The 20,447-nt window shown below is 38.7% G+C and carries 22 protein-coding genes and 1 riboswitch; of the genes, 14 read left to right on the top strand and 8 right to left on the bottom strand.

The window, feature by feature from the left end; translation table 11 throughout:
• Positions 1 to 108 precede the first annotated feature (108 nt).
• From EPA86_RS09185 to EPA86_RS09150, 8 genes are all read left to right on the top strand, one after another.
• On the top strand, positions 109 to 942 hold the full coding sequence (locus EPA86_RS09185) for an ABC transporter ATP-binding protein (RefSeq protein WP_140603132.1): 834 nt from the start codon (positions 109 to 111) through the stop codon (positions 940 to 942).
• Entirely contained in the window at positions 935 to 2,005 is a 1,071-nt protein-coding gene (locus EPA86_RS09180; RefSeq protein ID WP_140603131.1) for a FecCD family ABC transporter permease, read from the top strand. Before EPA86_RS09185 ends, EPA86_RS09180 begins: the two co-directional genes overlap by 8 nt.
• 52 nt (positions 2,006 to 2,057) lie before the next feature.
• Positions 2,058 to 3,110, top strand: a complete 1,053-nt coding sequence (cobT, locus tag EPA86_RS09175) for a nicotinate-nucleotide--dimethylbenzimidazole phosphoribosyltransferase (protein ID WP_140603130.1) — start codon at positions 2,058 to 2,060, stop codon at positions 3,108 to 3,110.
• A gap of 77 nt (positions 3,111 to 3,187) precedes the next feature.
• The gene (locus EPA86_RS09170) at positions 3,188 to 4,003 is read left to right on the top strand and encodes an adenosylcobinamide-GDP ribazoletransferase (protein WP_140603129.1); all 816 of its coding nucleotides are present in this window, start codon (positions 3,188 to 3,190) and stop codon (positions 4,001 to 4,003) included.
• Positions 4,003 to 4,590, top strand: a complete 588-nt coding sequence (gene cobU / locus EPA86_RS09165; protein ID WP_140603128.1) for a bifunctional adenosylcobinamide kinase/adenosylcobinamide-phosphate guanylyltransferase — start codon at positions 4,003 to 4,005, stop codon at positions 4,588 to 4,590. The genes EPA86_RS09170 and cobU overlap by 1 nt, the downstream gene beginning before the upstream one ends.
• Positions 4,587 to 6,101 carry a cobyric acid synthase gene (locus EPA86_RS09160; protein ID WP_140603127.1) on the top strand — a complete coding sequence of 505 codons (1,515 nt, stop codon included), beginning with the start codon at positions 4,587 to 4,589 and terminating at the stop codon, positions 6,099 to 6,101. The genes cobU and EPA86_RS09160 overlap by 4 nt, the downstream gene beginning before the upstream one ends.
• An 11-nt stretch (positions 6,102 to 6,112) precedes the next feature.
• On the top strand, positions 6,113 to 6,943 hold the full coding sequence (locus EPA86_RS09155) for a cobalamin-binding protein (protein ID WP_140603126.1): 831 nt from the start codon (positions 6,113 to 6,115) through the stop codon (positions 6,941 to 6,943).
• A gap of 31 nt (positions 6,944 to 6,974) precedes the next feature.
• Positions 6,975 to 7,104, top strand: a riboswitch (cobalamin riboswitch).
• Between the two features lie 60 nt (positions 7,105 to 7,164).
• Complete coding sequence (locus EPA86_RS09150; RefSeq protein ID WP_140603125.1) at positions 7,165 to 9,009, top strand: TonB-dependent receptor domain-containing protein; 1,845 nt, start codon at positions 7,165 to 7,167, stop codon at positions 9,007 to 9,009.
• 168 nt (positions 9,010 to 9,177) lie between these two features.
• On the opposite strand, the gene cobD is transcribed toward EPA86_RS09150, so the two are convergent.
• Genes cobD through EPA86_RS09135 form a run of 3 tightly spaced genes read right to left on the bottom strand, consistent with a single transcriptional unit; the run spans position 9,178 to position 11,838 of the window.
• On the bottom strand, positions 9,178 to 10,206 hold the full coding sequence (gene cobD, locus EPA86_RS09145) for a threonine-phosphate decarboxylase CobD (protein WP_170309613.1): 1,029 nt from the start codon (positions 10,204 to 10,206) through the stop codon (positions 9,178 to 9,180).
• A 46-nt stretch (positions 10,207 to 10,252) separates the two neighbouring features.
• Positions 10,253 to 11,245 (bottom strand): adenosylcobinamide-phosphate synthase CbiB, encoded by a 993-nt coding sequence (gene cbiB / locus EPA86_RS09140; RefSeq protein ID WP_246058327.1) that lies wholly within the window; start codon positions 11,243 to 11,245, stop codon positions 10,253 to 10,255.
• Positions 11,242 to 11,838, bottom strand: a complete 597-nt coding sequence (locus EPA86_RS09135) for a histidine phosphatase family protein (RefSeq protein WP_170309612.1) — start codon at positions 11,836 to 11,838, stop codon at positions 11,242 to 11,244. The genes cbiB and EPA86_RS09135 overlap by 4 nt, the downstream gene beginning before the upstream one ends.
• A 241-nt stretch (positions 11,839 to 12,079) precedes the next feature.
• On the opposite strand from EPA86_RS09135, the gene cobO reads away from it, so the two are divergent.
• Both cobO and EPA86_RS09125 read left to right on the top strand, forming a co-directional pair.
• Positions 12,080 to 12,727: a cob(I)yrinic acid a,c-diamide adenosyltransferase gene (gene cobO, locus EPA86_RS09130; RefSeq protein WP_140603122.1), complete on the top strand. Its 648-nt coding sequence runs from the start codon at positions 12,080 to 12,082 to the stop codon at positions 12,725 to 12,727.
• A gap of 210 nt (positions 12,728 to 12,937) precedes the next feature.
• A complete protein-coding gene (locus tag EPA86_RS09125; protein ID WP_140603121.1) occupies positions 12,938 to 14,110 on the top strand; it encodes a MerR family transcriptional regulator in 1,173 nt (390 codons plus the stop codon).
• A 69-nt stretch (positions 14,111 to 14,179) separates the two neighbouring features.
• On the opposite strand, the gene EPA86_RS09120 is transcribed toward EPA86_RS09125, so the two are convergent.
• The 5 genes from EPA86_RS09120 to EPA86_RS18205 all read right to left on the bottom strand — a co-directional run bounded on the left by EPA86_RS09120 (position 14,180) and on the right by EPA86_RS18205 (position 17,480).
• Positions 14,180 to 14,794 (bottom strand): GNAT family N-acetyltransferase, encoded by a 615-nt coding sequence (locus tag EPA86_RS09120; RefSeq protein ID WP_140603120.1) that lies wholly within the window; start codon positions 14,792 to 14,794, stop codon positions 14,180 to 14,182.
• A gap of 102 nt (positions 14,795 to 14,896) precedes the next feature.
• Positions 14,897 to 15,742, bottom strand: coding sequence for an ABC transporter six-transmembrane domain-containing protein (locus tag EPA86_RS09115; protein WP_140603119.1), 846 nt, complete (start codon positions 15,740 to 15,742; stop codon positions 14,897 to 14,899).
• A 32-nt stretch (positions 15,743 to 15,774) separates the two neighbouring features.
• The gene (locus tag EPA86_RS09110) at positions 15,775 to 16,983 is read right to left on the bottom strand and encodes a B12-binding domain-containing radical SAM protein (RefSeq protein ID WP_140603118.1); all 1,209 of its coding nucleotides are present in this window, start codon (positions 16,981 to 16,983) and stop codon (positions 15,775 to 15,777) included.
• Between the two features lie 75 nt (positions 16,984 to 17,058).
• Positions 17,059 to 17,241 carry a hypothetical protein gene (locus EPA86_RS09105; RefSeq protein ID WP_211664920.1) on the bottom strand — a complete coding sequence of 61 codons (183 nt, stop codon included), beginning with the start codon at positions 17,239 to 17,241 and terminating at the stop codon, positions 17,059 to 17,061.
• A gap of 14 nt (positions 17,242 to 17,255) precedes the next feature.
• The gene (locus tag EPA86_RS18205; RefSeq protein WP_170309598.1) at positions 17,256 to 17,480 is read right to left on the bottom strand and encodes a hypothetical protein; all 225 of its coding nucleotides are present in this window, start codon (positions 17,478 to 17,480) and stop codon (positions 17,256 to 17,258) included.
• A gap of 119 nt (positions 17,481 to 17,599) precedes the next feature.
• On the opposite strand from EPA86_RS18205, the gene EPA86_RS09100 reads away from it, so the two are divergent.
• The 4 genes from EPA86_RS09100 (at position 17,600) to EPA86_RS09085 (ending at position 20,295) form a co-directional block, all read left to right on the top strand.
• Positions 17,600 to 18,184, top strand: coding sequence for a TetR/AcrR family transcriptional regulator (locus EPA86_RS09100; RefSeq protein ID WP_140603117.1), 585 nt, complete (start codon positions 17,600 to 17,602; stop codon positions 18,182 to 18,184).
• 160 nt (positions 18,185 to 18,344) lie between these two features.
• Positions 18,345 to 18,827, top strand: coding sequence for a hypothetical protein (locus tag EPA86_RS09095; RefSeq protein ID WP_140603116.1), 483 nt, complete (start codon positions 18,345 to 18,347; stop codon positions 18,825 to 18,827).
• 461 nt (positions 18,828 to 19,288) lie between these two features.
• A complete protein-coding gene (locus EPA86_RS09090; RefSeq protein WP_140603115.1) occupies positions 19,289 to 19,747 on the top strand; it encodes a hypothetical protein in 459 nt (152 codons plus the stop codon).
• The gene (locus tag EPA86_RS09085; RefSeq protein ID WP_140603114.1) at positions 19,744 to 20,295 is read left to right on the top strand and encodes a hypothetical protein; all 552 of its coding nucleotides are present in this window, start codon (positions 19,744 to 19,746) and stop codon (positions 20,293 to 20,295) included. Before EPA86_RS09090 ends, EPA86_RS09085 begins: the two co-directional genes overlap by 4 nt.
• Positions 20,296 to 20,447 lie beyond the last annotated feature (152 nt).

The raw sequence follows: 20,447 nt of genomic DNA, 5'->3' as shown, positions 1-20,447 counted from the left end.
GAACTCTGTATATTCTCTAGCTTGCTGGACATTAATTGTTAGCAAGTCTTCGGCTATGCGTTGTTTGGGTCGCTGTATTAAGTCATTAATAACATAAGCGATAAAACAGTGAGTAAGGCTTCACATACTACAAGCAAATCATTATTAACGGCAGAACACCTAACATGGTGCACTGACGGCAATGTGATCCTTGATGATATTAACCTTGCTGTAAATCACCAGAGCTTTACTGGAATATTAGGCCCAAACGGTGCGGGTAAATCTAGCTTATTGCGATGTCTATATCGCTTTGTAAAACCTGAGCAAGGTGTTGTGCGTTTTGATAATCAAGATATTTGGCAATTACATGCAAATGATTATGCTAAACATGTCGCTGTAGTACTGCAAGAAGCACCTTCACACTTTAATTTAACGGTTTATGATGTGGTTGCCTTAGGGTTAATTCCTCATAAGGGGTTGTTCTCAACCGCTAATAAATCAGATGAAGAAAAAATAGCGCAAGCGATTACGCAAGTTGGTTTGACGCATAAAGTACAACAAAGCTTTGAACATTTATCAGGCGGTGAAAAACAACGAGCATTAATTGCCCGTGCAATTGTCCAATCACCAAAACTGCTCTTGATGGATGAGCCGACGAGCCATCTTGATGTACGTTATCAAATTCAGATTATGGAGTTGGTAAAATCTCTGGGTATTACGGTTATTGCGTCTTTTCATGATTTAAACCTTGCCAGTGCAATGTGTGACAATTTGATGGTATTAAATCAAGGTAAATTAGTCGTTCAAGGTACACCTCAAGAGGTTATTACGGCAAAAATGTTATCTGATGTGTTTGGCGTATGCGCTCATGTAGAACAACATCCTCAGCATAACGTGCCACATATTTCATATTACTACGGCTACAAACAAGACGATACTCATTCAGGTGATGAACATGCCTAATCATGCCATAACGCCTCATTCGAGAATAACAGCAGCGCAAAGTGAGAAGGTAGCTAAGACGCAATTAAACTATTTGAGCATTACGCTGGTTACAACATTCATTTGCTTGTTAAGTTTCTTTTGTGCGTTGTCATATGGCGCAGCTGATATCTCTTTTTCCGATGTGTGGCAAAGCTTCTTTCCTGAACAAACCAAAGAGACCGGTTTCATTGACCGCATTATTTGGGAATTACGTATGCCAAGAGCTATATTAGCCTTTTTAGCTGGTTGTGGACTGGCCATTTCAGGGTTAATCTTACAAACCGTTACGCGTAATCCGTTAGCAGATCCGTACCTATTTGGTATTTCGTCAGGTGCCTCGTTAGGGGTTGTCATGCTTATTACATTTACGGGGGGGATGTTTACGGGTTTAGCGCCTATTGCTGCATTTATTGGCAGTTTACTCGCCATGGTAATGTTAATGCTGATTGCGGGGCGCAGACAAAGCCAGCAGGTTGAATCAATGCTGCTAGCAGGTGTGGCATTATCCTTTTTATTTAGCTCTATCACTAACTTATTACTTTATCATACTGACCCGCAAGCCGTGACTGCGGTGCTATTTTGGACATTAGGTAGTTTTTCGAGAGCACAGTGGGAAAATTTATTATTTCCTACAATCGTTATCAGTGTTTGTATCACCATTATGTTGGCCTACAGGCGTCAATTAAATGCGATGTTGCTGGGCGATGAAAGTGCCACTACTCTTGGTATAAATGTTAATCGTTTTCGACTTATCATGTTGCTGCTTAGTTCATTGATCACGGCTACGTTAGTGTCAATGTGCGGTGGTATTGGCTTTGTAGGATTAATGATCCCTCATATTGTGCGTTTCTTCATTTCACAAGGTTCAATGTATGGCATTTTGCTTACCGCTTTGGTTGGTGGAATATTTATGCTTTGGGTCGACATATTGTCGCGTACTGTCCTAGAAAACCAAGAATTACCTGTCGGTGTTATCACGGCGGCAACCGGAAGTTTATTCTTCCTTACTTTACTTTATTTTAGAAAGAATCGACCTAATTAAACTTTAAAATCATTAAGTTAAGTAAGTTGATTAACACACAATAGAAAAGCATATGACTTATAGTATTCAAAGCGTTAGCACCCAGTTTGATCAAGAAATTCAAGCGACTATTGATGGTAAAACCAAACCCTTAGGAGCTCTTGGACAATTAGAAGTTGTCGCAAAGCAATTAGCACGAGTACAGGCTACCTCAACAAACAAAGTAGATAGGCTAGTCATTAAAAAACCTCAACTTATTGTGTTTGCCGGTGATCATGGTGTTGCCTCTGAAGGGGTGTCAATTGCGCCAAGTGAAGTCACAGGGCAAATGGTGGCAAACTTTGCTCAAGGTGGTGCAGCTATAAATGTTTTTTGTCGCCAACTAGGCTGGCAGCTTAGTGTTGTCGATGCTGGTATCTTGATAGCCCCTGAAAAAGAATTACAGGTAATTAATCAACGATTAGGCACAACGACAGCACCTTTACACAAAACTCAAGCCATGCCACTTGAGAAAGTCACACAAGGATTTGCAAAGGCAAATCAATTGATTAAACAAGTGAAGGATAAGGGCAGTAATTTAGTTGCGTTTGGAGAAATGGGTATTGGTAATACGACTTCGGCATCGGCAATTATGGCGGCCATAATGCAAGTCTGTGCTAAAGACACGGTAGGTAAAGGCACAGGCGTTACAGATGAGGTTGTGCTTAAAAAGCAACAAGTTGTAGAACAAGCACTGGTATTACACAAAGAAAAATTATCAGACCCTATTCAAGTGCTTGCCTGTTTAGGTGGCTTTGAAATAGTACAAATTACAGGAGCTATGCTCGCGGCCGCGCAGGAAAACATGCATATTCTGGTTGATGGCTTTATTTGTACTGCGGCAGCCTTGGTTGCTATACAAATTAACCCTACCGTTAAAGACTATATGATTTTTGCGCATTGTTCAGGCGAAAAAGGGCACATCAAAATGTTGGAATGGCTGGAAGTTGAACCGTTACTTAATATAGGGCTGCGTTTAGGTGAAGGTACAGGTGCAGCATTAGCCTTGCCGCTTATTCAAGCATCTGCTGCATTTTATAACGAGATGGCCAGTTTTGAGCAAGCCGACGTGGCGGATGTGGTTTAACGTTTACCGAATGAGCCGAAAACAAATTCATTGAACATGATTTATTTAAAGATGAGTGAACAAACCAAGCAGCAATGATGAAGCCAGAACAAAAAGACACACTAGACCAGCAAAAGACACTGTTGCTATTAGCGCTGAGCTTCTTTACCCGTGTGCCTGTAACATTTTCGCAAGAAATTAGCGCAGCACAGTTAAATAAAGCCAGTCGTTATTTTGCTGTGGTGGGGCTTTTTGTTGGCCTTTGTAGTGCCTTAATGTATATGATTGCCAGTGCTTACTTACCCAAGTCCATAGCTGTGTTACTGGCGATGGCAGCAAGTTTGTTATTAACAGGGGCTTTTCATGAAGACGGCTGGGCTGATACTTGGGATGGTTTTGGCGGCGGTTGGAGTAAAGCGCAAAAGCTAGATATCATGAAAGATAGCCGCTTAGGCACCTATGGTGCGTCGGCATTAATCATTATTTTGTTATTAAAATATCAAGCGCTGGTGGCGTTAGCTTCACCTGTTATGGCACTTATTGTTGCTAATACTTTAAGTCGAGTTGTCGCGACAAGTCTTATATATGACATGTCCTATGTCGCTTTAGATGAACAATCTAAAGTCAAACCGTTAGCCCAAGCGTTATCAAAACACAGCTTACTGATATTACTCTTTACTGGCTTAACGGTGAGTTTCTTTTTTCTACCGTTAATCGACTGTATTTTATTGTTTATTATCTTAATAGCCTTTAGAGCAATATTGCGTTTTTGGTTTAATGCTCAGTTAGGTGGCTATACCGGAGATTGCTTAGGTGCGGCTCAGCAAAGTAGTGAAATTGTGATATATCTCAGTTTGCTGTTACTTGGGTATGGTGAGTTAGGTTTAACGACAACACTTGGCGAAATTAGCTGATGACTATTCATTTAATATTAGGTGGCGCGCGCTCAGGTAAAAGTTCTTATGCCGAAAAGCAAGCCAAGCAATTTGAAAGTACTGCTCAGGCACAAGTACATTACCTTGCCACTGGTCAAGCCCTTGATGACGAAATGTCTGCTCGTATCACAAAGCATCAACAACAAAGGCCTACACATTGGCAGTTAACTGAAGCTTCAACCTCTATTGCTGGTGCAATTAAGGGGTTGATTCAGACACATCAATCTCAATATCAGCAAAGCATTACTATTATTGTTGATTGCCTAACCTTATGGCTAACAAACTGTTTATGCGCAAGCAAACAGGGCTGTTGGCAATATGAGAAGCAGGCGCTTTTAGATTTGCTAACTGAATATGAACCAACAGATAACGTAACTTTGTTACTGGTGAGTAATGAAGTGGGTCATGGCATTGTGCCTATGGGGGAGTTATCTCGAGAATTTGTCGACCAAGCGGGATGGTTGCATCAAGAAATTGCTGAAATAGCCACGCAGGTTGATTTTATTATGGCAGGTATTCCGTTGACGTTAAAACGGGCGTCTTCACAACCAAAGGCCATCAAATGAAAACATTAATGATACAAGGTACTACCTCAGATGCAGGCAAAAGTACGATTGTTGCAGGACTTTGCCGAGTTTTTGTAAATCGAGGCGTTAAAGTCGCACCGTTTAAACCACAAAACATGGCACTCAATAGTGCGGTTACAGAAGATGGCGGTGAAATTGGTCGAGCACAAGCATTACAGGCGATTGCGGCAAATATTCAGCCTAGAACAGACTTCAACCCTATATTGTTAAAGCCTAATAGTGATACGGGCGCACAGGTGATTGTCCATGGTAAGGCGCTTTCCAATATGGAAGCGAGTAGTTATCACGATTATAAGAAAGTGGCTATGGAGGCGGTTGTCGAATCACATCAGCGCTTAGCAAATGAGTTTGATGCCTTGTTGGTTGAAGGCGCGGGTAGCCCCGCTGAGATTAACCTGCGTGAACATGATATTGCCAATATGGGATACGCCGAAAAAGTTGATTGCCCGGTGATTTTAGTGGCAGATATTGATCGTGGAGGCGTATTTGCCCATTTAGTGGGCACACTTGAGTTATTATCTGAGTCAGAACAAGCGCGGGTTAAAGGTTTTATTATTAACCGTTTTCGTGGTGATATAAAATTACTTGAATCAGGTTTGACGTGGCTTGAACAACATACAGGTAAACCAGTACTCGGAGTGTTACCGTATCTACATGATTTAGCCCTTGATGCAGAAGATGCGATTGCCATAGAAAACAATGTAAGTGATAGCAAAATAGCTATCAAAATTCCATTGTTACCTCACATAAGTAACCACACTGACTTTGATGCGTTAAGACTTAACCCTGAAATTGATTTAACTTACGTCAAAATGGGTGAGCAAATAACTCAGTGTGATTTAATTATTATTCCGGGCAGTAAAAATGTGATTGCTGATTTGGCTTTTTTAAAATCACAAGGCTGGCAAGATGATATTAACCGTCACTTAAGGTATGGCGGCAAGATCTTAGGTATTTGTGGTGGTTTTCAAATGCTAGGTCAAAAAATATATGACCCAGATGGAATTGAGTCAACTATACAAGAAGAGGGTGAGCGAGCCATAACAGGCTTAGCGTTAGCTGACTTTACCACGACGCTTACCACATCAAAAACCTTAACGCAGGTAACTGGTCAATTAACCTTAATGGGCAAACAATGTGCTGTCCAAGGTTATGAAATTCATTGCGGTCAATCTCATGGTCCAGCTTTAGATGCACCTATGATCAGTGACTTATCGACAGGCACTCATGGCTCTGACGGTTTTATCTCTCAAGATAACCAGATAGTTGCAACCTATTTACACGGTTTATTTGATCATAGTGACGTGACAAACGTGGTATTGAATTGGGTTAATGAACGTCATGGTGTGCAAACAAATATTGATATTAACCAACATCGCGAAGGGCAACTAAATCGCTTAGCCGATGTTTGCCAGCAACATTTAAAAATGAATGAAATTGAGCATATCTTACAAGCAGGTGTGACAACTACTAGTAAAGCTCATAACTAACAGGTGAATACATGAAGATAAGTTTAACACGCTGGATTTTATGCGGCTTTTTACTGCTAGGGTCGATGACTGTGCAAGCAGAAAAACAACGCATTGTCGCACTCGCTCCTCATATTGTTGAAATGCTGTTTGATATTGGTGCAGGCAAAAACATTGTAGGCACGGTAGATTATGCTGATTATCCAGAAGCAGCGCTAAAAATTCCACGCATTGGTGGGTACCACGGTATTCAAATTGAAAAGGTATTAGCTTTGAAACCAGACCTAGTTATTGTTTGGCAGTCTGGCAATAAAGCGAGCGATATTGAACAAATGGAGAAAATGGGCTTAAACGTGATATACAGCCAACCTGGCAAAATAGAAGATGTGGCTAGAGAGCTGATAAAACTCGGAAAACACACGGGAAACGAAGCCCAAGCCGAGCAGGTTGCTAACCGTTACCTAGAAAAGTTAACAGCACTACGTCAGCAGCATGCCAATATAGCACCGATGAAAGTATTTTATCAGTTGTGGCCAGAGCCAATGCGCACTATTAACAAAGAAACTTTAATTAATCAGTTGATTGAAGTTTGCCAAGGTCAGAATGTTTTTGCCGATAATCCAACGCCTTACCCACAAATAGGCATAGAAAATGTGATAGTCGCTCAACCCGAATTAATTATCTTACCCGATGAAAAATCGAACCAAGTACAACCGGTAATCGATTGGCAAAAATGGCAGGAAATTCCTGCCGTGAAGCATCAACGCTTTATTCGGGTGAATGCAGATTTAATGCATCGATTCAGTACGCGTATGTTAGACGGTATTGAAGACATGTGTAAAAAAATTGATGCGTTTCGATAAGCGCATTAAATAAGCGACAGAGTGGTGTTAAAGCCATTCTATTTTGATAGGTATCGAGGGAAATCTATGAGAATTAGATACTGCCCCCGCAACGGTAATCATACTGAGCACTTCCCTCAGTATGTAAGTCCGACACTTCGTGCCTATCTAATTACTACTGAAGATAATCAAAATTATTCAGTGGTCAACATGATGCGGAGGGCGTCATAGCGAGAGGTAACATGAAAACTACATTTAATAAAACACTTACACACATTGCTGTTGCATCAGCATTACTTTCATCAACAGCTTTTGCACAAACGACAACCCAAGCTGGCGTAAATGAAGAGGCTCTAGAACAAATTGTTGTGACCGCAAACCGTTCACAGCAAGATCAGTTTTTATCACTGTCGGCTACACAAGTCATTGGTCAGGCAGAAATTAAAGCGATACAACCACAAAATATAGCGGAACTATTGAGCACAGTTGCCGGTGTTACTGTGGCTAGTTTAGGTGGCGCGGGTCAATCATCGTCAATCTTTATGCGCGGTACTAATGGTAACCATACCCTAGTATTGGTTGATGGTGTACGCGTGGGCTCAGCGACATTAGGTACGACTAGCTTTGCGGCCATGTCTGTTGCATTAATTGATCGCATTGAAATTGTTAAAGGTCCACGTGGTGCACTTTGGGGATCTGATGCCATTGGTGGTGTCATTCAAATATTCACTAAAAAACTTCAATCGGGAGAGGGGGTTATTAGTGCGGGTTTGGGTAGCCACGGTTTTTGGAAAACAGAAGCGGCAGTAGGGTTTGGTAATGAAGATCATTCATTAACCTTAACTGGTGCACTAGAAGAAAGCGATGGTTTTAACGCCACAGATTACCCAGGACAAGAAGATGAAGACGGTTACGATCGCCAATCTTTTAGTCTTAATGGTCTAAGTAAACTCACAAATGAGTATGCGCTAAGCTTAGTATCACGTTATGAGCAAGGTGGTTCACAGTATGATAATAAGTACGGTGGCGCCGATGAAAATGAACATGAAAACTACTCCGTTAAAGTGGGGGGCGTTTATGAATCTACGCATTTATTTATCGATACGTCGTTATCAACGTCTCAAGATCAAGGTGGAACGTTTGCTGGTAATATAAGTCCTAAAGTTGTGAATGAAATCACGACTAAACGCGACCAATTGGCACTGTTAGCCCAATACAGTTTTAGTGAAAAAACCAGCGTTATTGCGGGTTTTGACTGGTATAAAGAACGCGTTTCTAATTCTGGTTCTGAGTATGTGAAAGACAGCCGTAAAACAAATGCTCTTTTTGTACAAGCTCGCCATCAAGTTGAATCATTTTTACTTGAAGCTGCCGTAAGAAATGATGACATTGACGGGCTAGATAACGAAGTAACTTACAACCTCTCGGCAGGTTATCAACTTAACGATGACTGGTTGATTAGTCTTAGTCAAAGTACTGGCTTTAAAGCACCTACGTTCAATGACTTATATTGGCCAGGTTCAGGTAACCCTGACTTAGCCCCCGAAGAAGTTGAAAGTACTGAACTACTTATTCGCAACCAGTTTGCCTTAGGTAGTGTTGAAGTCAGTATTTATGATACGGCTATTAAAAACTTAATTGCGTGGGCACCCAATGACGAAGGCAATTGGTTCCCTGCGAATGTTGATAGCGCAACAGCACAAGGTATTGATTTAACAGCAACCTTAGCAACAGGTGATTTTTCTCACCAATTAGCTGCAGCCTACGTAGAAACAGAAGATGAAACAACGAACAAGCAATTACTTCGTCGCCCTAAAGTAAGCGCTACATATACGTTGGCTTATCAATTAGATGCGTTAACTGCTAATGTTATTTTGGATTACCGTGGTGAAAGTGAAGATAACAAATACAGTACTGTTACGTTAAGTTCAGTGTTGTTAACTGATTTATCATTAAGTTACGACATTACTAATAAGCTTTCTGTCACAGGTAAGATCAACAATCTATTCGATAAAGATTACACAGTAGCTGAGCATTATCTTACTGATGGCGTTAACTATCAATTAACGGCGACTTATACATTTTAGTGACTCACGTTAACTCGCTATGATAACTTCAAGACAGCTCATTTTGAGCTGTCTTTTGTTTGGTATATGCAATGCTACTAGGTATACCGACCAATATATATTGTTTGCGTTATATGCATATAGCATATGTCAGTAAGTGCACATTTATCAAAGTATTAGCGTAGTGCGCTAGTGGTTAAGTGATAATAAAGCGTGAGCTAAGCGTTCAAGCTGTTCAGGTTTTGCTAAGCCAAAACGTAGTGCTTTATTATCGTCAGTTAACCGTACATAAATAGCTTGCTGGCAGAGTTGAACATAGTAACTCTCTACATCAATCGCGTTGTTAAAATATACGGTTTGGAATAAAGCTGTCCCGGTAATGTTGATCACGCCATTCGATGGTAAATTATCCAACAATGTGATGTTCAGTTGTTGTGATAGTTGCTGTAATCGACTTTGTTGTGTTTGTTGCCAAGACTTATCGGCTAATGCTTTCTCTGCAATATATTGAGCAGGTCCATTGACTTGCCACGGGCCAAGTTTTTCATGAATAAGGTTGATCCAGTACCGCTGGGCAAGGAGAAAGCCTATGCGAATGCCCGCTAAGCCAAAGAACTTACCAAATGAGCGCAATACTATGGTGTGCTTATAGTTGCTGATAGTGGTAGTCATGGATTGTGAAGGAGTAATGACATCCATGAAAGCTTCGTCTAGTACTAATAATCCATTCATTGCGACCATTTTGCTCTGATAACGCTCTAGTTGTGAACGTTGATAAAGTTTTCCGGTAGGGTTATTCGGATTAATAATCACTAGTACGTCATGTGCTTCTATGTCTGAGAGTGGGGGTAATTCTTCTTGGTAATAGCGCAAGGAAAACCCCGCACTTTGCCATGCTAAAGCATGCTCTTTATAGCCTTGTTCAGGAACGTAAACCCTTGTTGAAGCAGGAAATAATTCACACCAAAGTTGTGGAAGTAATTTTATAATGGTTTGACTGCCATGAGTAGCTAATACATTAGTAGCGTTGTAATAGTGCTGCGCTGCTCTGTTTAAATTGTCTTGCGCTTGTGGCAATTCTTGGTAAATACGCTGAGGAATCTCTGGTATAGGATAACTATACGGGGCGATACCGGTAGATAAATCTAGCCAATGGCCTTCATCAATATTAAATTGTTTGGCAATACGTAAACGTTGCCCACCATGGATAAGTGCCAAAGTTGATTCACCTAAGGAGTTGTTGCAAAGAGTTCTGTGTGCTTGATTATATCGTAAAGTAGTTGAACAATTGATAACTAAACACCAATAAAATTAAGATTATAGCGGCTTTTCTGACGACAGTAATACTGCGTGGAATATCATCAACAGTGATAGCTTTGCCATGCCCTAATTGTGGAGACCGTACGGTTTTGCCGTGATAAGACGCATTGCCGCCAACTTTTCTATTCATCACCGTTGCACCTGATGCCATTACCCAGCCACCATTATGACTTTTATAATGATTCCCTTGTTGATAAGCATTGCGAATAGCGTGAGTAAAAGGTTGCTGGAATGCGTACAGTAATACACAGATTTTACCCGTGAAAAAGCCTAATACATCATCTGCTCGCGCGGCAAAATAACCAAATGAATTAAAACGTTGTGTTCGATAACCCCACATTGCATCGAGGGTATTACTGAGTCGGTGCAATATAACCAGTGGTATGCCACCAATAATATAAAAGATCAATGAAGCGATAACGGCATCATGTCCATTTTCGAGCATGGACTCAACAGTAGCACGGGACATATCTTCTGGTGATAAACCTTGGGTGTCACGACTTACAAGGTAACCTGTATAATGTCGAGCCGCGACTAAATCGCCTTGTTTTAGAGGCTTGTATACCTGCATGGCATGCTGATTTAAACTTTGTAAACCCAGCGCTAAGTATAACAATAGGGCTTCAACGATATACTTTACGGCTGATGGTAGAGCGCTGACTAAGCAGTACGATAGATAGCAAATTGGCAATATGAGTATGCACCAGCTAATCGCACCTAGAAAAGCGTTGAATAGTGAAAAAGTCTTTTGAGATGTCTTATATTGATTCAGCTGTTGCTCTGCGCAGCTAGCAATATGGCCAAAGCCGATAAGATAGTGATACTTCTTCGGTTCGCCTAAAACAGTATCAAGAAAGAGGGCAAATATTAAGGTGCAAGTTAGTGCAAAAGGGGAGAACTGTACTAGTGCTTGTTCAAACCATTGCGCATTCATCATGATGAAATATCATCTAAAACTAGGGTGAACTCTTGTGTAGTCGTATTAAAATCGACAGTGATAATGCAACCGTTTTTATACAAGTGAAAAGCATTGAGGGTGTCTTCTTTGCCGAGTAAGAACAGGAGACATCGTAATGCTTCACCGTGAAAAATAACGAGTACACTCTTACCTGAATTGTCGTTAGCCAGTTGTTTGAGAGATTCAAGAATACGTTGACCGCAATTTAATGCAGACTCTAGATTGTATATGGCCAGCGAAGTGACTTGCTGTAAACACTCGTGATAATCAGGTAATGTTTTTAGGTGCTGAATTTCTTCTCCTTGCCAAATCCCTAGATTTCTCTCCATTAACGGCATTTTTATTTGGTGATCGACCTTAAGTATTTGCTGACAGATGAGGGCACTTTTTTTAGCGCGACCCAAAGGAGAAGATACAATTAAATCAATGTGTCTGTCGGCTAATTTTTTCGCGATTGCTAATGCTTGATTTTCACCTAAGGGTGTTAAATCACTATCTAATTGACCTTGCAGGCGCTGAGTTTTATTCCAAAGCGTTTCTCCATGGCGAGCTAGATAAATTCGGGTGTGCATAGTCATTACCTTTAAAATATTGGCGGGCAGCATAGCGAAAAGCTGACAACTGTGCAATTAAGGAAAGTGTGTTGATACGTTTATGGTGACCGTTAACCTGATAAAAGGGTATATGTGAGATAAGAAATTCATTTGACAAGGCCTTGTACTGTCTGTAAAAGTGCCACGATTACGGTGTAAATCATCCTAAATTTAAGCACCACTATCGGGTCACAGAATATCAATACATAATGAGTAAAATATGAATGACATAAAAAAAGACGATGCTAGTCAATCACAAGATCAAGCAGCCTCAGAGAAAGAGCAAAAACACATTGAACGCCAAAAGAAAATAAAGGCTAATGTAGACAAGCGTGTTGCCCAAGCGACAGAAGAGCGTGGTGTTTTTCTTGTTATTACGGGGAATGGTAAAGGCAAAAGCACGTCAGGTTTTGGTACGGTGCTAAGAGCTATTGGTCATGGTCAAAAGGCTGGCGTAGTACAGTTCATTAAAGGTACACAATGGGAATGTGGTGAAATGAACATTCTGAAGCAATTTGATGTACAGCATCATGTGATGGGGACAGGTTTTACTTGGGAAACACAAAGCACGGAAACCGATAAAGCCGCGGCAAAAGTCGCATGGGAAAAAAGTAAAGATATGCTTGCTGATGATAGCATTAACATCGTCTTGCTTGATGAAATGACCTACATGGTGAAGTATGGCTATATTGACTTAGAAGAAGTGATTGAGGTCATTCAGAACCGCCCAACCATGCAACATGTAATTATTACCGGTCGTGCATGTCATCGTCGCTTAATTGAATTAGCCGATACGGTTTCTGAAGTTCAGCCTATTAAACATGCCTTTGATGCAGGTGTTATGGCGCAAAAAGGTCTTGATTGGTAATATCGTTCGAATATTCATAATAATTGTTACCACTAACGCATTCATCATGTGCCCGTTCCAGGGTGCATGACCTGTTCTAAAACACGTTAAAGCTCATTATTTTCTTATAATTTTCCGACAAAAATTTAACTTTAATACATTTGTTTGTTGACCTGTCTACTGCTTTATAGTTTAGAGTAGTTAACCATTGTTAGTTAAAGGACGATTGCTGTGTACAAAATATCAGAACTCGCTACTAAAGTTGGTTTGTCTAGAACAGCGTTACTTTACTATGAAAAGTTGCAACTCATTACAGGACAACGACTTGAAAATGGCTACCGTGTATATAGCGACAAAGACGTACAACGCCTTCGGTTGATTCAGCATCTTTTAGCTGGTGGTTTAACATTGAAAGAATGCAAGGTGTGCCTCGAAGCTAAACTAGATAGACAATTGTTGAAAAATCGTCTCAATGCTTTAGATCAGGAAATCGTTCAAAAGCAGAAATCCCGAGATTTACTTGCTGCGATACTAGGTGAAGGCGACCTTAAATCTTGGCATGAAGACTTAAACGAATTGGCGCCAGATGCCCATCTGGATTGGTTAATTAAGCAGGGCTTTTGTGAGAAAGAAGCCTTGCGATTGAAATGGTTATCAAAAAATATGAATGAACATGACGAATACATGGCAGACTTTATGAAAGTCTTCGAGACATTAGAACATTGGGGACCAGGAAGTGATGTAGATACTAAACATGCCTTGTCGTTATTACCTTCTTTACCTAAGAACATATTAGAAATAGGCTGTGGAAAAGGTTTAGCAACCAAGGTATTGGCTGAAGAAACAGAAGCAATAATCACAGCGATAGACAATGAACAATCCGCACTAGACAGTCTTACTCGTCGGTTTGAACAACTCGGATTATCTAAGCAGCTTGAAACAGCAAATGTAAGTATGACCAACCTCCCTTTTGATAAGGAGAGTTTTGATATTATTTGGTCTGAGGGCAGTGCATACATAATGGGTGTTGAAAAGGCACTTGCTAGCTGGAAACCTTGTCTTCGTGCACAAGGTTATATTGTACTGAGTGATATGGTTTGGCGAACAGATAAACCGAGTAAGGAAGCGATGGCACTATGGAGTCAGGAATATCCTGATATTCAGCAAATAGCCACGAGAGTTGAGCAAATGCAAAAAGCTGGCTATCAAGTCATTAGGCATTTTCCACAAAGTAAACAAGCGTGGTTGAATTACTATGAACCATTAACAGCTAGAATTACTGAACTTGAAGAAGAGATGACCTCTTCGGTGGCACTGTCTGATATTAAACATGAAGTAGATATTTGCACTCGTTTTGCTGATGAGTTTGGCTATCATGTGTTTATCTTGGCAAAAGAAAAGTAGTTGTTAAAGGCTTTTAAGAGCCTTGATATTTTCAAGAGTAATTTTGTATCGAGGCTTGTAAAGCGAGTTTTAAAGTGTTTTCTCCATATATTCATGACTGGGCACATGGCCAAAATCATTTTTTAACGTCGACGAATTAAAACGTCTTACCGAATAACCTAAACGAGCGTATAGCCTTTTAGCATTAGGGTTTTCCATTGAAACATCGAGTGCTACTTTGGCTAAGCCTAGAGATTTGGCTTGCTGTTCAAGCAACGCAACGAGTTGCTTGCCATAACCATTGCCTTGTTTTGCATCAGGTACGCCAAGGTGTGCTAAATAGCCCCTACCTTTGGCTGGCGGCTTTATTACTGATTCTGTACGCAAACCTCTGAACATGACTTTTAGGCCACTGAACACGCCATAAAAACGAATGATTTGTTTAGCAACATGAAAGTTATCAACTAAAACATTGCTTGCTTGCATCAAGGTGCCAGCGGCAACAGTGTCTTCAGCTTTAGTTAATACCTGATGATGATTGTGACTAAATGTACCTTTGGGTTGTTGATAAGCGAAATGAAGAAAATCTATAGCACTGCGAGTATTTGTGGTGAAAACAAAATTAAATGCATCAGGTCCTGATGAGAATATCAGTGGAACAACAAATGCTTTATCACTGATTTTTGCTTGTTTTAATGAAAACACAATTTACCCCTCAATAACCCATAGAAAAATCTAATAAAGTGATTTTACTTGGCAGACACTATATTCATATTTACTCGTTTTGTGAATAATTAGTTAGATGATTTAAGTTGATAATCGTTGAGAAATTTCTTTTAAACGAATAGCTTGTTGAATATGCAGCGGCATGGTTACAAGTTTTTCAATATAGTCAAATACATACATAATAATTGAAAAAACCAGACCATAATTCGCAATACCTCCATCAATAACTGTTATGGGGGTATAAATAAAAAGCGCAATCACACCTGACCAAATAATAAAATAGTTAGTCGTTTCCAGATCAGATAACGCGATATTCCAACGCATTAATGCGTTGAAGTGCTTTTGACTTGTAGTATTGTCTTTGCTTTCAATGGCATGAACCTGCTGTTCGAGTTCATCGTTATAACCCTTATTTAAGCAAAAGTTCTTTTTCCCTGTGATGGCATAAATAAGCAATATCAGTAAAAGTAAAGCTAAACACGCGAAGAATATTTTAATATTCAATAACGCAATAATGATAGAAACACCGATGATAGCAATGAATGATTGCACTATTTCAGGCATTGAATCTTCTAGAAATTCAACAAATTCAGTCATCAGATTGCTGCGAGCTGAAATGGCTGAGACCGCTCGTGCTTTGTTATGCTCTGAAGCAACCATACTCGTGACAGTTTTTCGATAAATCTTCGAATAAATTCTTGTATCGTAAAAGCGTCTAAATGTACCAATAACTAACGAAGCCACACCTAAAGCCGTTAGCCAATAGATTCCTTGGTAGCTTTCTTCAAGGAGCTTATTAATAGCAATCCCTATAAGTAAAGGATAAAAAATGCCTAAAACTGCTTCTATAACGACCACGGATAACGTCAGTAGTATTTGCCACTTAAAGCGACTAATAATGGCTTTTAAGGTATGAGACTGTTGCATTATAGTTTCAATAAACGTTAACGAAATCTGAATTAAAAAAGGTATTTCAAGCGTTCAGTAAAACTCGCTGTTTTCTTCCATACCCAATAAACTCCTTGCTCTAACTCCTCGGTAGACATATTTTTAGGTTGGTATACTGAGTGACTACCATCATATTTAGACCAATTTTTGGTTAAAATTCGATTTTCAGCATCTAGTTTTTTAAAAGACTCCGAGCCAGGAAAGGGGATCATAAAGTGTGAAATAACCTTATCGACTTTGATATCTTTCACAAAATCTAGGGTTTCTTGAAATATTGATGGTGTATGCTCATCAAAGCCAAATAGGAAATCCCCCCAAACCTCAATATCATACTTTCTAATGTTCTCCATATAAGCCTTCATTTTATCTGGTTTAACAAAGCCTTTTTTCTGTGCTTTAAGAGCTTCAAGAGAGGGGGTTTCTATGCCGAGTAGTAATGCTTTAACACCCGCTTGTTTTGCGGCTTGTAGCATTTCTTCATCGCGAGCTATAAGCACGGTTGTTTCGCCATAAAATTTTAAACCAATGGGGGCTATTGCTTTAAAGAGCTCAATTGCGTAATCGCGATTATATGTAAGGTTATCTGAGTGTAGCTCAACCCATTCCACGCCAAGAGATTTTAAATGCCATAGCTCTTCAACAATATTTTCAATAGGTCGCATTTGAAACTTATTAAAAAATTGATGTACTAGACAAAAATCGCATTTAAATGGGCAGCCACGTGTAACCACAACAGACCACGTGTAGTTGTATGTTTTGGGCGAAATTAAGTTAGTAGGGTAAGGGTTTAGTTCACTTAAATCTAATGGCGTTGTACTTTGATAAACTGGTTGTAAGTTGTTTTCTTGAACATCATTTAGCAAGGTTTGCCAGTAATTTTCAACCTCTCCTAAGATCAATGCGTGAGCATGTTCAGCAGCTTCTTCTTGATTAAATTTAGTATGCAAGCCACCAAGAATAATGGTTTTTCCTAACTCGGCAAATTTTGCTGATATTTCATACGCTCTATAAGCATCAGGGGTAGAAGCAAAAATTACAACTACATCTGCATCAGAGGAAAAGTTGGTTTTCATGCCGATAGTTTCATCTGCCATCTCAAGCTTATAATGCTTTGGTGTGGCTGCTGCAGCCGCAAAAATATTTTGTGGTGGCCCACCAGTTTCGGCTTTGTATTTAGAGTAATCACTACCTGCAGAGGCTTTAATAAGGTAAATCTTCATTATCTTGCTCCAATGAAATTGTATTTGATAGCATAATTGAGTGTTAAGGTTGTTTGAGAGAAAGGAGTCACATATCTACTCATCTTTAGTGTAAAAACAACTTAAACCGAGAATGATCCATGCTGCGACTGTTACCCAATATAAAGTTGGCTCGACCTCTTTATAGATAACGTCGTATAAAAAGGTATAACCAAAATAAATATCCCATGCTGCCCATAGCAGTAATCCAACGCCGATAATTCGCCAAAAAATTTTCATAATGTTTAACCTATTTAATGTTGGAAGATAGAAACGAGATAAAATTCGAGTGCACCAAGCACAATAAAGAGTAAAAGCATATGCCACCACTTTACCGATGCTTGTTGTGCAACAAGGCCTTCACCCCAGCACCATGTAAAAATTAATGCCAGCCAAAGCCAGTTTGATTTAACAGGCATTACAATAAACATTAGTAAAATTGCGGCGAAAAACACATTGAGTGATATTAGCTTTACCATAATGCTTATCCATTAAGTTAATAATCATGCTGACAATGTATAGAGAAAGCTTTAGATTGTCAAGATGACAATCTAAAGCTTTTTTGCTATAGTTAAAAAAACAATGAGTGAGGTTGACTATGGGTAGGCCAAGTTTGGCAGCTCTACGTGTTGAAGAAATCCTTGATGCGTTAGAGGCTTGCATTATAGAAAAAGGAATACAAGGTGCTTCATTAGAGAGTATTGCCGATAAAGCAGGCTTCAAGCGAAGTATTTTGCGGCATTATATTGGAAATAGAGATGATATTATTTGTGCATTAAGTGTTAGATGGAGTGAGTTTTATGCAAGACAATGGCTAGAGCTACTGACTTGGCTTCCCGAGGTTAATCGTGCTGAAAGTTTTATTGAAACAATATTCAATGTTGAATCAAAAGAAGAAGTTAATAAAACTATTATTGGCGAAGCTTTGTTTTCTGAAGCTAAAAGATTAAAGCCCATTAAGCGAGATCAAGAAAAAATCATGGCTGACTTTATCAAGCATTTCAGCGATGTACTTGTGAGTGATTACCCTACATCTGATGCCAATTCAATTGAACTAGTGAGTCATGGCGTTTATGCTAATTATTTATTAGCAGAATCATTTTTGCCACTAAAGTTAGTCGATAAGATTGAGAAGATAAAGCAAAGTTCAAAATTACTTTGTACGGTTCTTTTATGTAAGTAATTTTATTGATTGTCTAAGTGAAAATATACAAAGGTGGTTATATGAATTCAGAGTCAAAGTATGGCAACCTAGGAGCTTATTTTATTGATTGAATGTATTATGATAGCCATTCATTATAGGCAAAAGAACGAATAAATATTCGTTTCAACAAGGTGTTAAAGTGACTTCTATAAAACAAACAAGTTTTGAGTCAAATACGGAGCATAAGGAAGGTGTGGAAAGACGTTATCAAAAGCTAGTACTTATTTTAGCCCTTTGCTACACAGTTTTTAGTTATTTATCGTATGGTTGGCCGTATTTATATACTGATCAAACACAGAATTTCTTATACCTTGCTGGGGCAGAAAGTATCGTTGATTTAACTGGCCCACTGCCTTATTTTTTATCTGCTTTGCAAGTTTTAGCATATTTAGGGCTCTATTATTTTCACTCAGCTGGTAGATTATTATTCACTGTTTTATTGCTCTTTAATGTAGTGCTAGCTCCTTTTATATTTGGCTATTCAGCATCTGTATATCTTGATACTGTTATAGGGTACATATTCTCCTTACTTGAGGGAGTAGTTTTATATATGGTGTATTTTACTGAAATCTCGGTAAAATTTGATAGCATTTCAAATAAGGTTATTAAGCAAAGACATTAGAGCTACTTTGTATTCATAAGCACTTGTATATACATATTATTGCTTTAATAAAATTAGCTAAACATTCTATAATTATTGTTTGCGTTAGTAGAGGTTACATGCAAACAATATTTTTAATAAGCATTTCTTCTTCCGACAATCTGTTTATCTGTATGACTAACTAAAATATCGATATACCAAGGCTTATAAGCTGATTTGCATAATGCATTGTTTTGAAGGGATGTATCGAAAGCGATGTTGGAATATGCTGCTAATTTGGCTTTAGAATACTCGTTATATTGTATATACAAGGTAAGAGGGTTTATAGAAGCAATTTATTTTCTTGAATACGTATGCCCTAAGAAATAGTGTATAAATAAGCTCTATATGCTTAATTGTGTTTTATAGACTTACTTGCTATTTACGGTTAATATTCGTTAAGTATTTTATAAAATTTTCAAAGGGATATGATGAAATCATTAATGATAGCTTTTCTTGCTAGTGCCTTGCTAATGGGTTGTGTATCGAAGTATAGGGTCGATCCTGAAGTTCCTCTTACTAACTTGCAAGATAATGAAGGGTACTTGGGTTTAGTATTTAATACTCTTGATCCGTTAAAAAACATACAAATCAGAAATATGGAAACATCTGAAGAGTTTTATATAGGTCGAACTGATAAAGGTTATTCTCAGATAACGTTAAAGCTAATAGAAGGCGAATATTGTTTTATAGGCTTTGATGTTTATAACTTCAGAGTTGACTATGAAAATCAAGGTTCTTGTACTTACGTTGAAGCTGGAGAATTGAATTATTTTGCAGAGTTTGTTGTAAGAGATCCGATAACTAATACGTTTTCAAATTATTCTCGCTATGTAAGTTTACTGAAACAAGATCTACCAGAACTTTGTACTGCGTTTGTCAATGAGGACTGTAATGTATGAAGTTAGCTATTTTATTCATACTTACGCTTTTTTCTTCATTTGCATTATCGTCAGAAGTTAATGGCTCTCTTTGTAATAGTTCGGACAAATTTTTTCCTTATAAAGCGGCTAAAAAGGCTGAAAAATCTGATTATATTATTGAAGCATTTAATATGTATTGTCAGTTAGCTTTTAATGGCGATTATCGAGCTCAATATAAGTTGGCGTCTTTTTATAGCCAAGGTATTAAAAATTATGTTTCTGTAGACAAAGAGTTTGCTTATTTATGGGCTAAATTGGCGAACTCTCAAGTACAAAGTCGTAAGAAATCTTTGTTAGTTGATAAATTAGCCGGTCAATTGACAAATTCACAACGTGTTAACGCAGATAAAAACTTTTTAGTATTTGTTCAAAAAATTCCTTCAGGAAGGCGAATAGATCAAGAGTATGAACCAATAGATCTTGCGAAAGAATTAAGATTAATGGAAAAAAGAAGAAAGAATGAGTTTGTGGGTTCTCGAATAAAGAAAGATGAAATGCCAAAGCATCTAAAGATTGTTTTGTTTTAATCGATGGCTAATTTAAAAGTGACTTATGGTAATTGTTATAAGTTACTATCTATACAAAATTTATTTTCCTTTTATACATTAATTTATAAACAGGCTTAATCTTTGTTTTCATCTATAAGTGGTATCATTTATTCTATATAAGTACTTCATCA

It is taken from the genome of Litorilituus lipolyticus (assembly GCF_006439335.1).
Taxonomy (GTDB): domain Bacteria; phylum Pseudomonadota; class Gammaproteobacteria; order Enterobacterales; family Alteromonadaceae; genus Colwellia; species Colwellia lipolytica.
The sequence above is the reverse complement of the archived record's forward strand: the minus strand, read 5'-3'. Positions and strand labels throughout refer to the sequence as shown.

What these genes read in the sequence shown, in the direction of transcription:
- EPA86_RS09105 (WP_211664920.1), bottom strand. Translation starts at nt 17,241, where the DNA reads ATGAAAATTTTTTGGCGAATTATCGGCGTTGGATTACTGCTATGGGCA.
- cbiB (WP_246058327.1), bottom strand. Translation starts at nt 11,245, where the DNA reads ATGATGAATGCGCAATGGTTTGAACAAGCACTAGTACAGTTCTCCCCT.
- cobT (WP_140603130.1), top strand. Translation starts at nt 2,058, where the DNA reads ATGACTTATAGTATTCAAAGCGTTAGCACCCAGTTTGATCAAGAAATT.
- EPA86_RS09110 (WP_140603118.1), bottom strand. Translation starts at nt 16,983, where the DNA reads ATGAAGATTTACCTTATTAAAGCCTCTGCAGGTAGTGATTACTCTAAA.
- EPA86_RS18205 (WP_170309598.1), bottom strand. Translation starts at nt 17,480, where the DNA reads ATGGTAAAGCTAATATCACTCAATGTGTTTTTCGCCGCAATTTTACTA.
- EPA86_RS09085 (WP_140603114.1), top strand. Translation starts at nt 19,744, where the DNA reads ATGAAGTTAGCTATTTTATTCATACTTACGCTTTTTTCTTCATTTGCA.
- EPA86_RS09150 (WP_140603125.1), top strand. Translation starts at nt 7,165, where the DNA reads ATGAAAACTACATTTAATAAAACACTTACACACATTGCTGTTGCATCA.
- EPA86_RS09090 (WP_140603115.1), top strand. Translation starts at nt 19,289, where the DNA reads ATGATAGCTTTTCTTGCTAGTGCCTTGCTAATGGGTTGTGTATCGAAG.
- EPA86_RS09115 (WP_140603119.1), bottom strand. Translation starts at nt 15,742, where the DNA reads ATGCAACAGTCTCATACCTTAAAAGCCATTATTAGTCGCTTTAAGTGG.
- EPA86_RS09170 (WP_140603129.1), top strand. Translation starts at nt 3,188, where the DNA reads ATGAAGCCAGAACAAAAAGACACACTAGACCAGCAAAAGACACTGTTG.
- cobO (WP_140603122.1), top strand. Translation starts at nt 12,080, where the DNA reads ATGAATGACATAAAAAAAGACGATGCTAGTCAATCACAAGATCAAGCA.
- cobU (WP_140603128.1), top strand. Translation starts at nt 4,003, where the DNA reads ATGACTATTCATTTAATATTAGGTGGCGCGCGCTCAGGTAAAAGTTCT.
- EPA86_RS09160 (WP_140603127.1), top strand. Translation starts at nt 4,587, where the DNA reads ATGAAAACATTAATGATACAAGGTACTACCTCAGATGCAGGCAAAAGT.
- EPA86_RS09135 (WP_170309612.1), bottom strand. Translation starts at nt 11,838, where the DNA reads ATGCACACCCGAATTTATCTAGCTCGCCATGGAGAAACGCTTTGGAAT.
- EPA86_RS09155 (WP_140603126.1), top strand. Translation starts at nt 6,113, where the DNA reads ATGAAGATAAGTTTAACACGCTGGATTTTATGCGGCTTTTTACTGCTA.
- EPA86_RS09100 (WP_140603117.1), top strand. Translation starts at nt 17,600, where the DNA reads ATGGGTAGGCCAAGTTTGGCAGCTCTACGTGTTGAAGAAATCCTTGAT.
- EPA86_RS09180 (WP_140603131.1), top strand. Translation starts at nt 935, where the DNA reads ATGCCTAATCATGCCATAACGCCTCATTCGAGAATAACAGCAGCGCAA.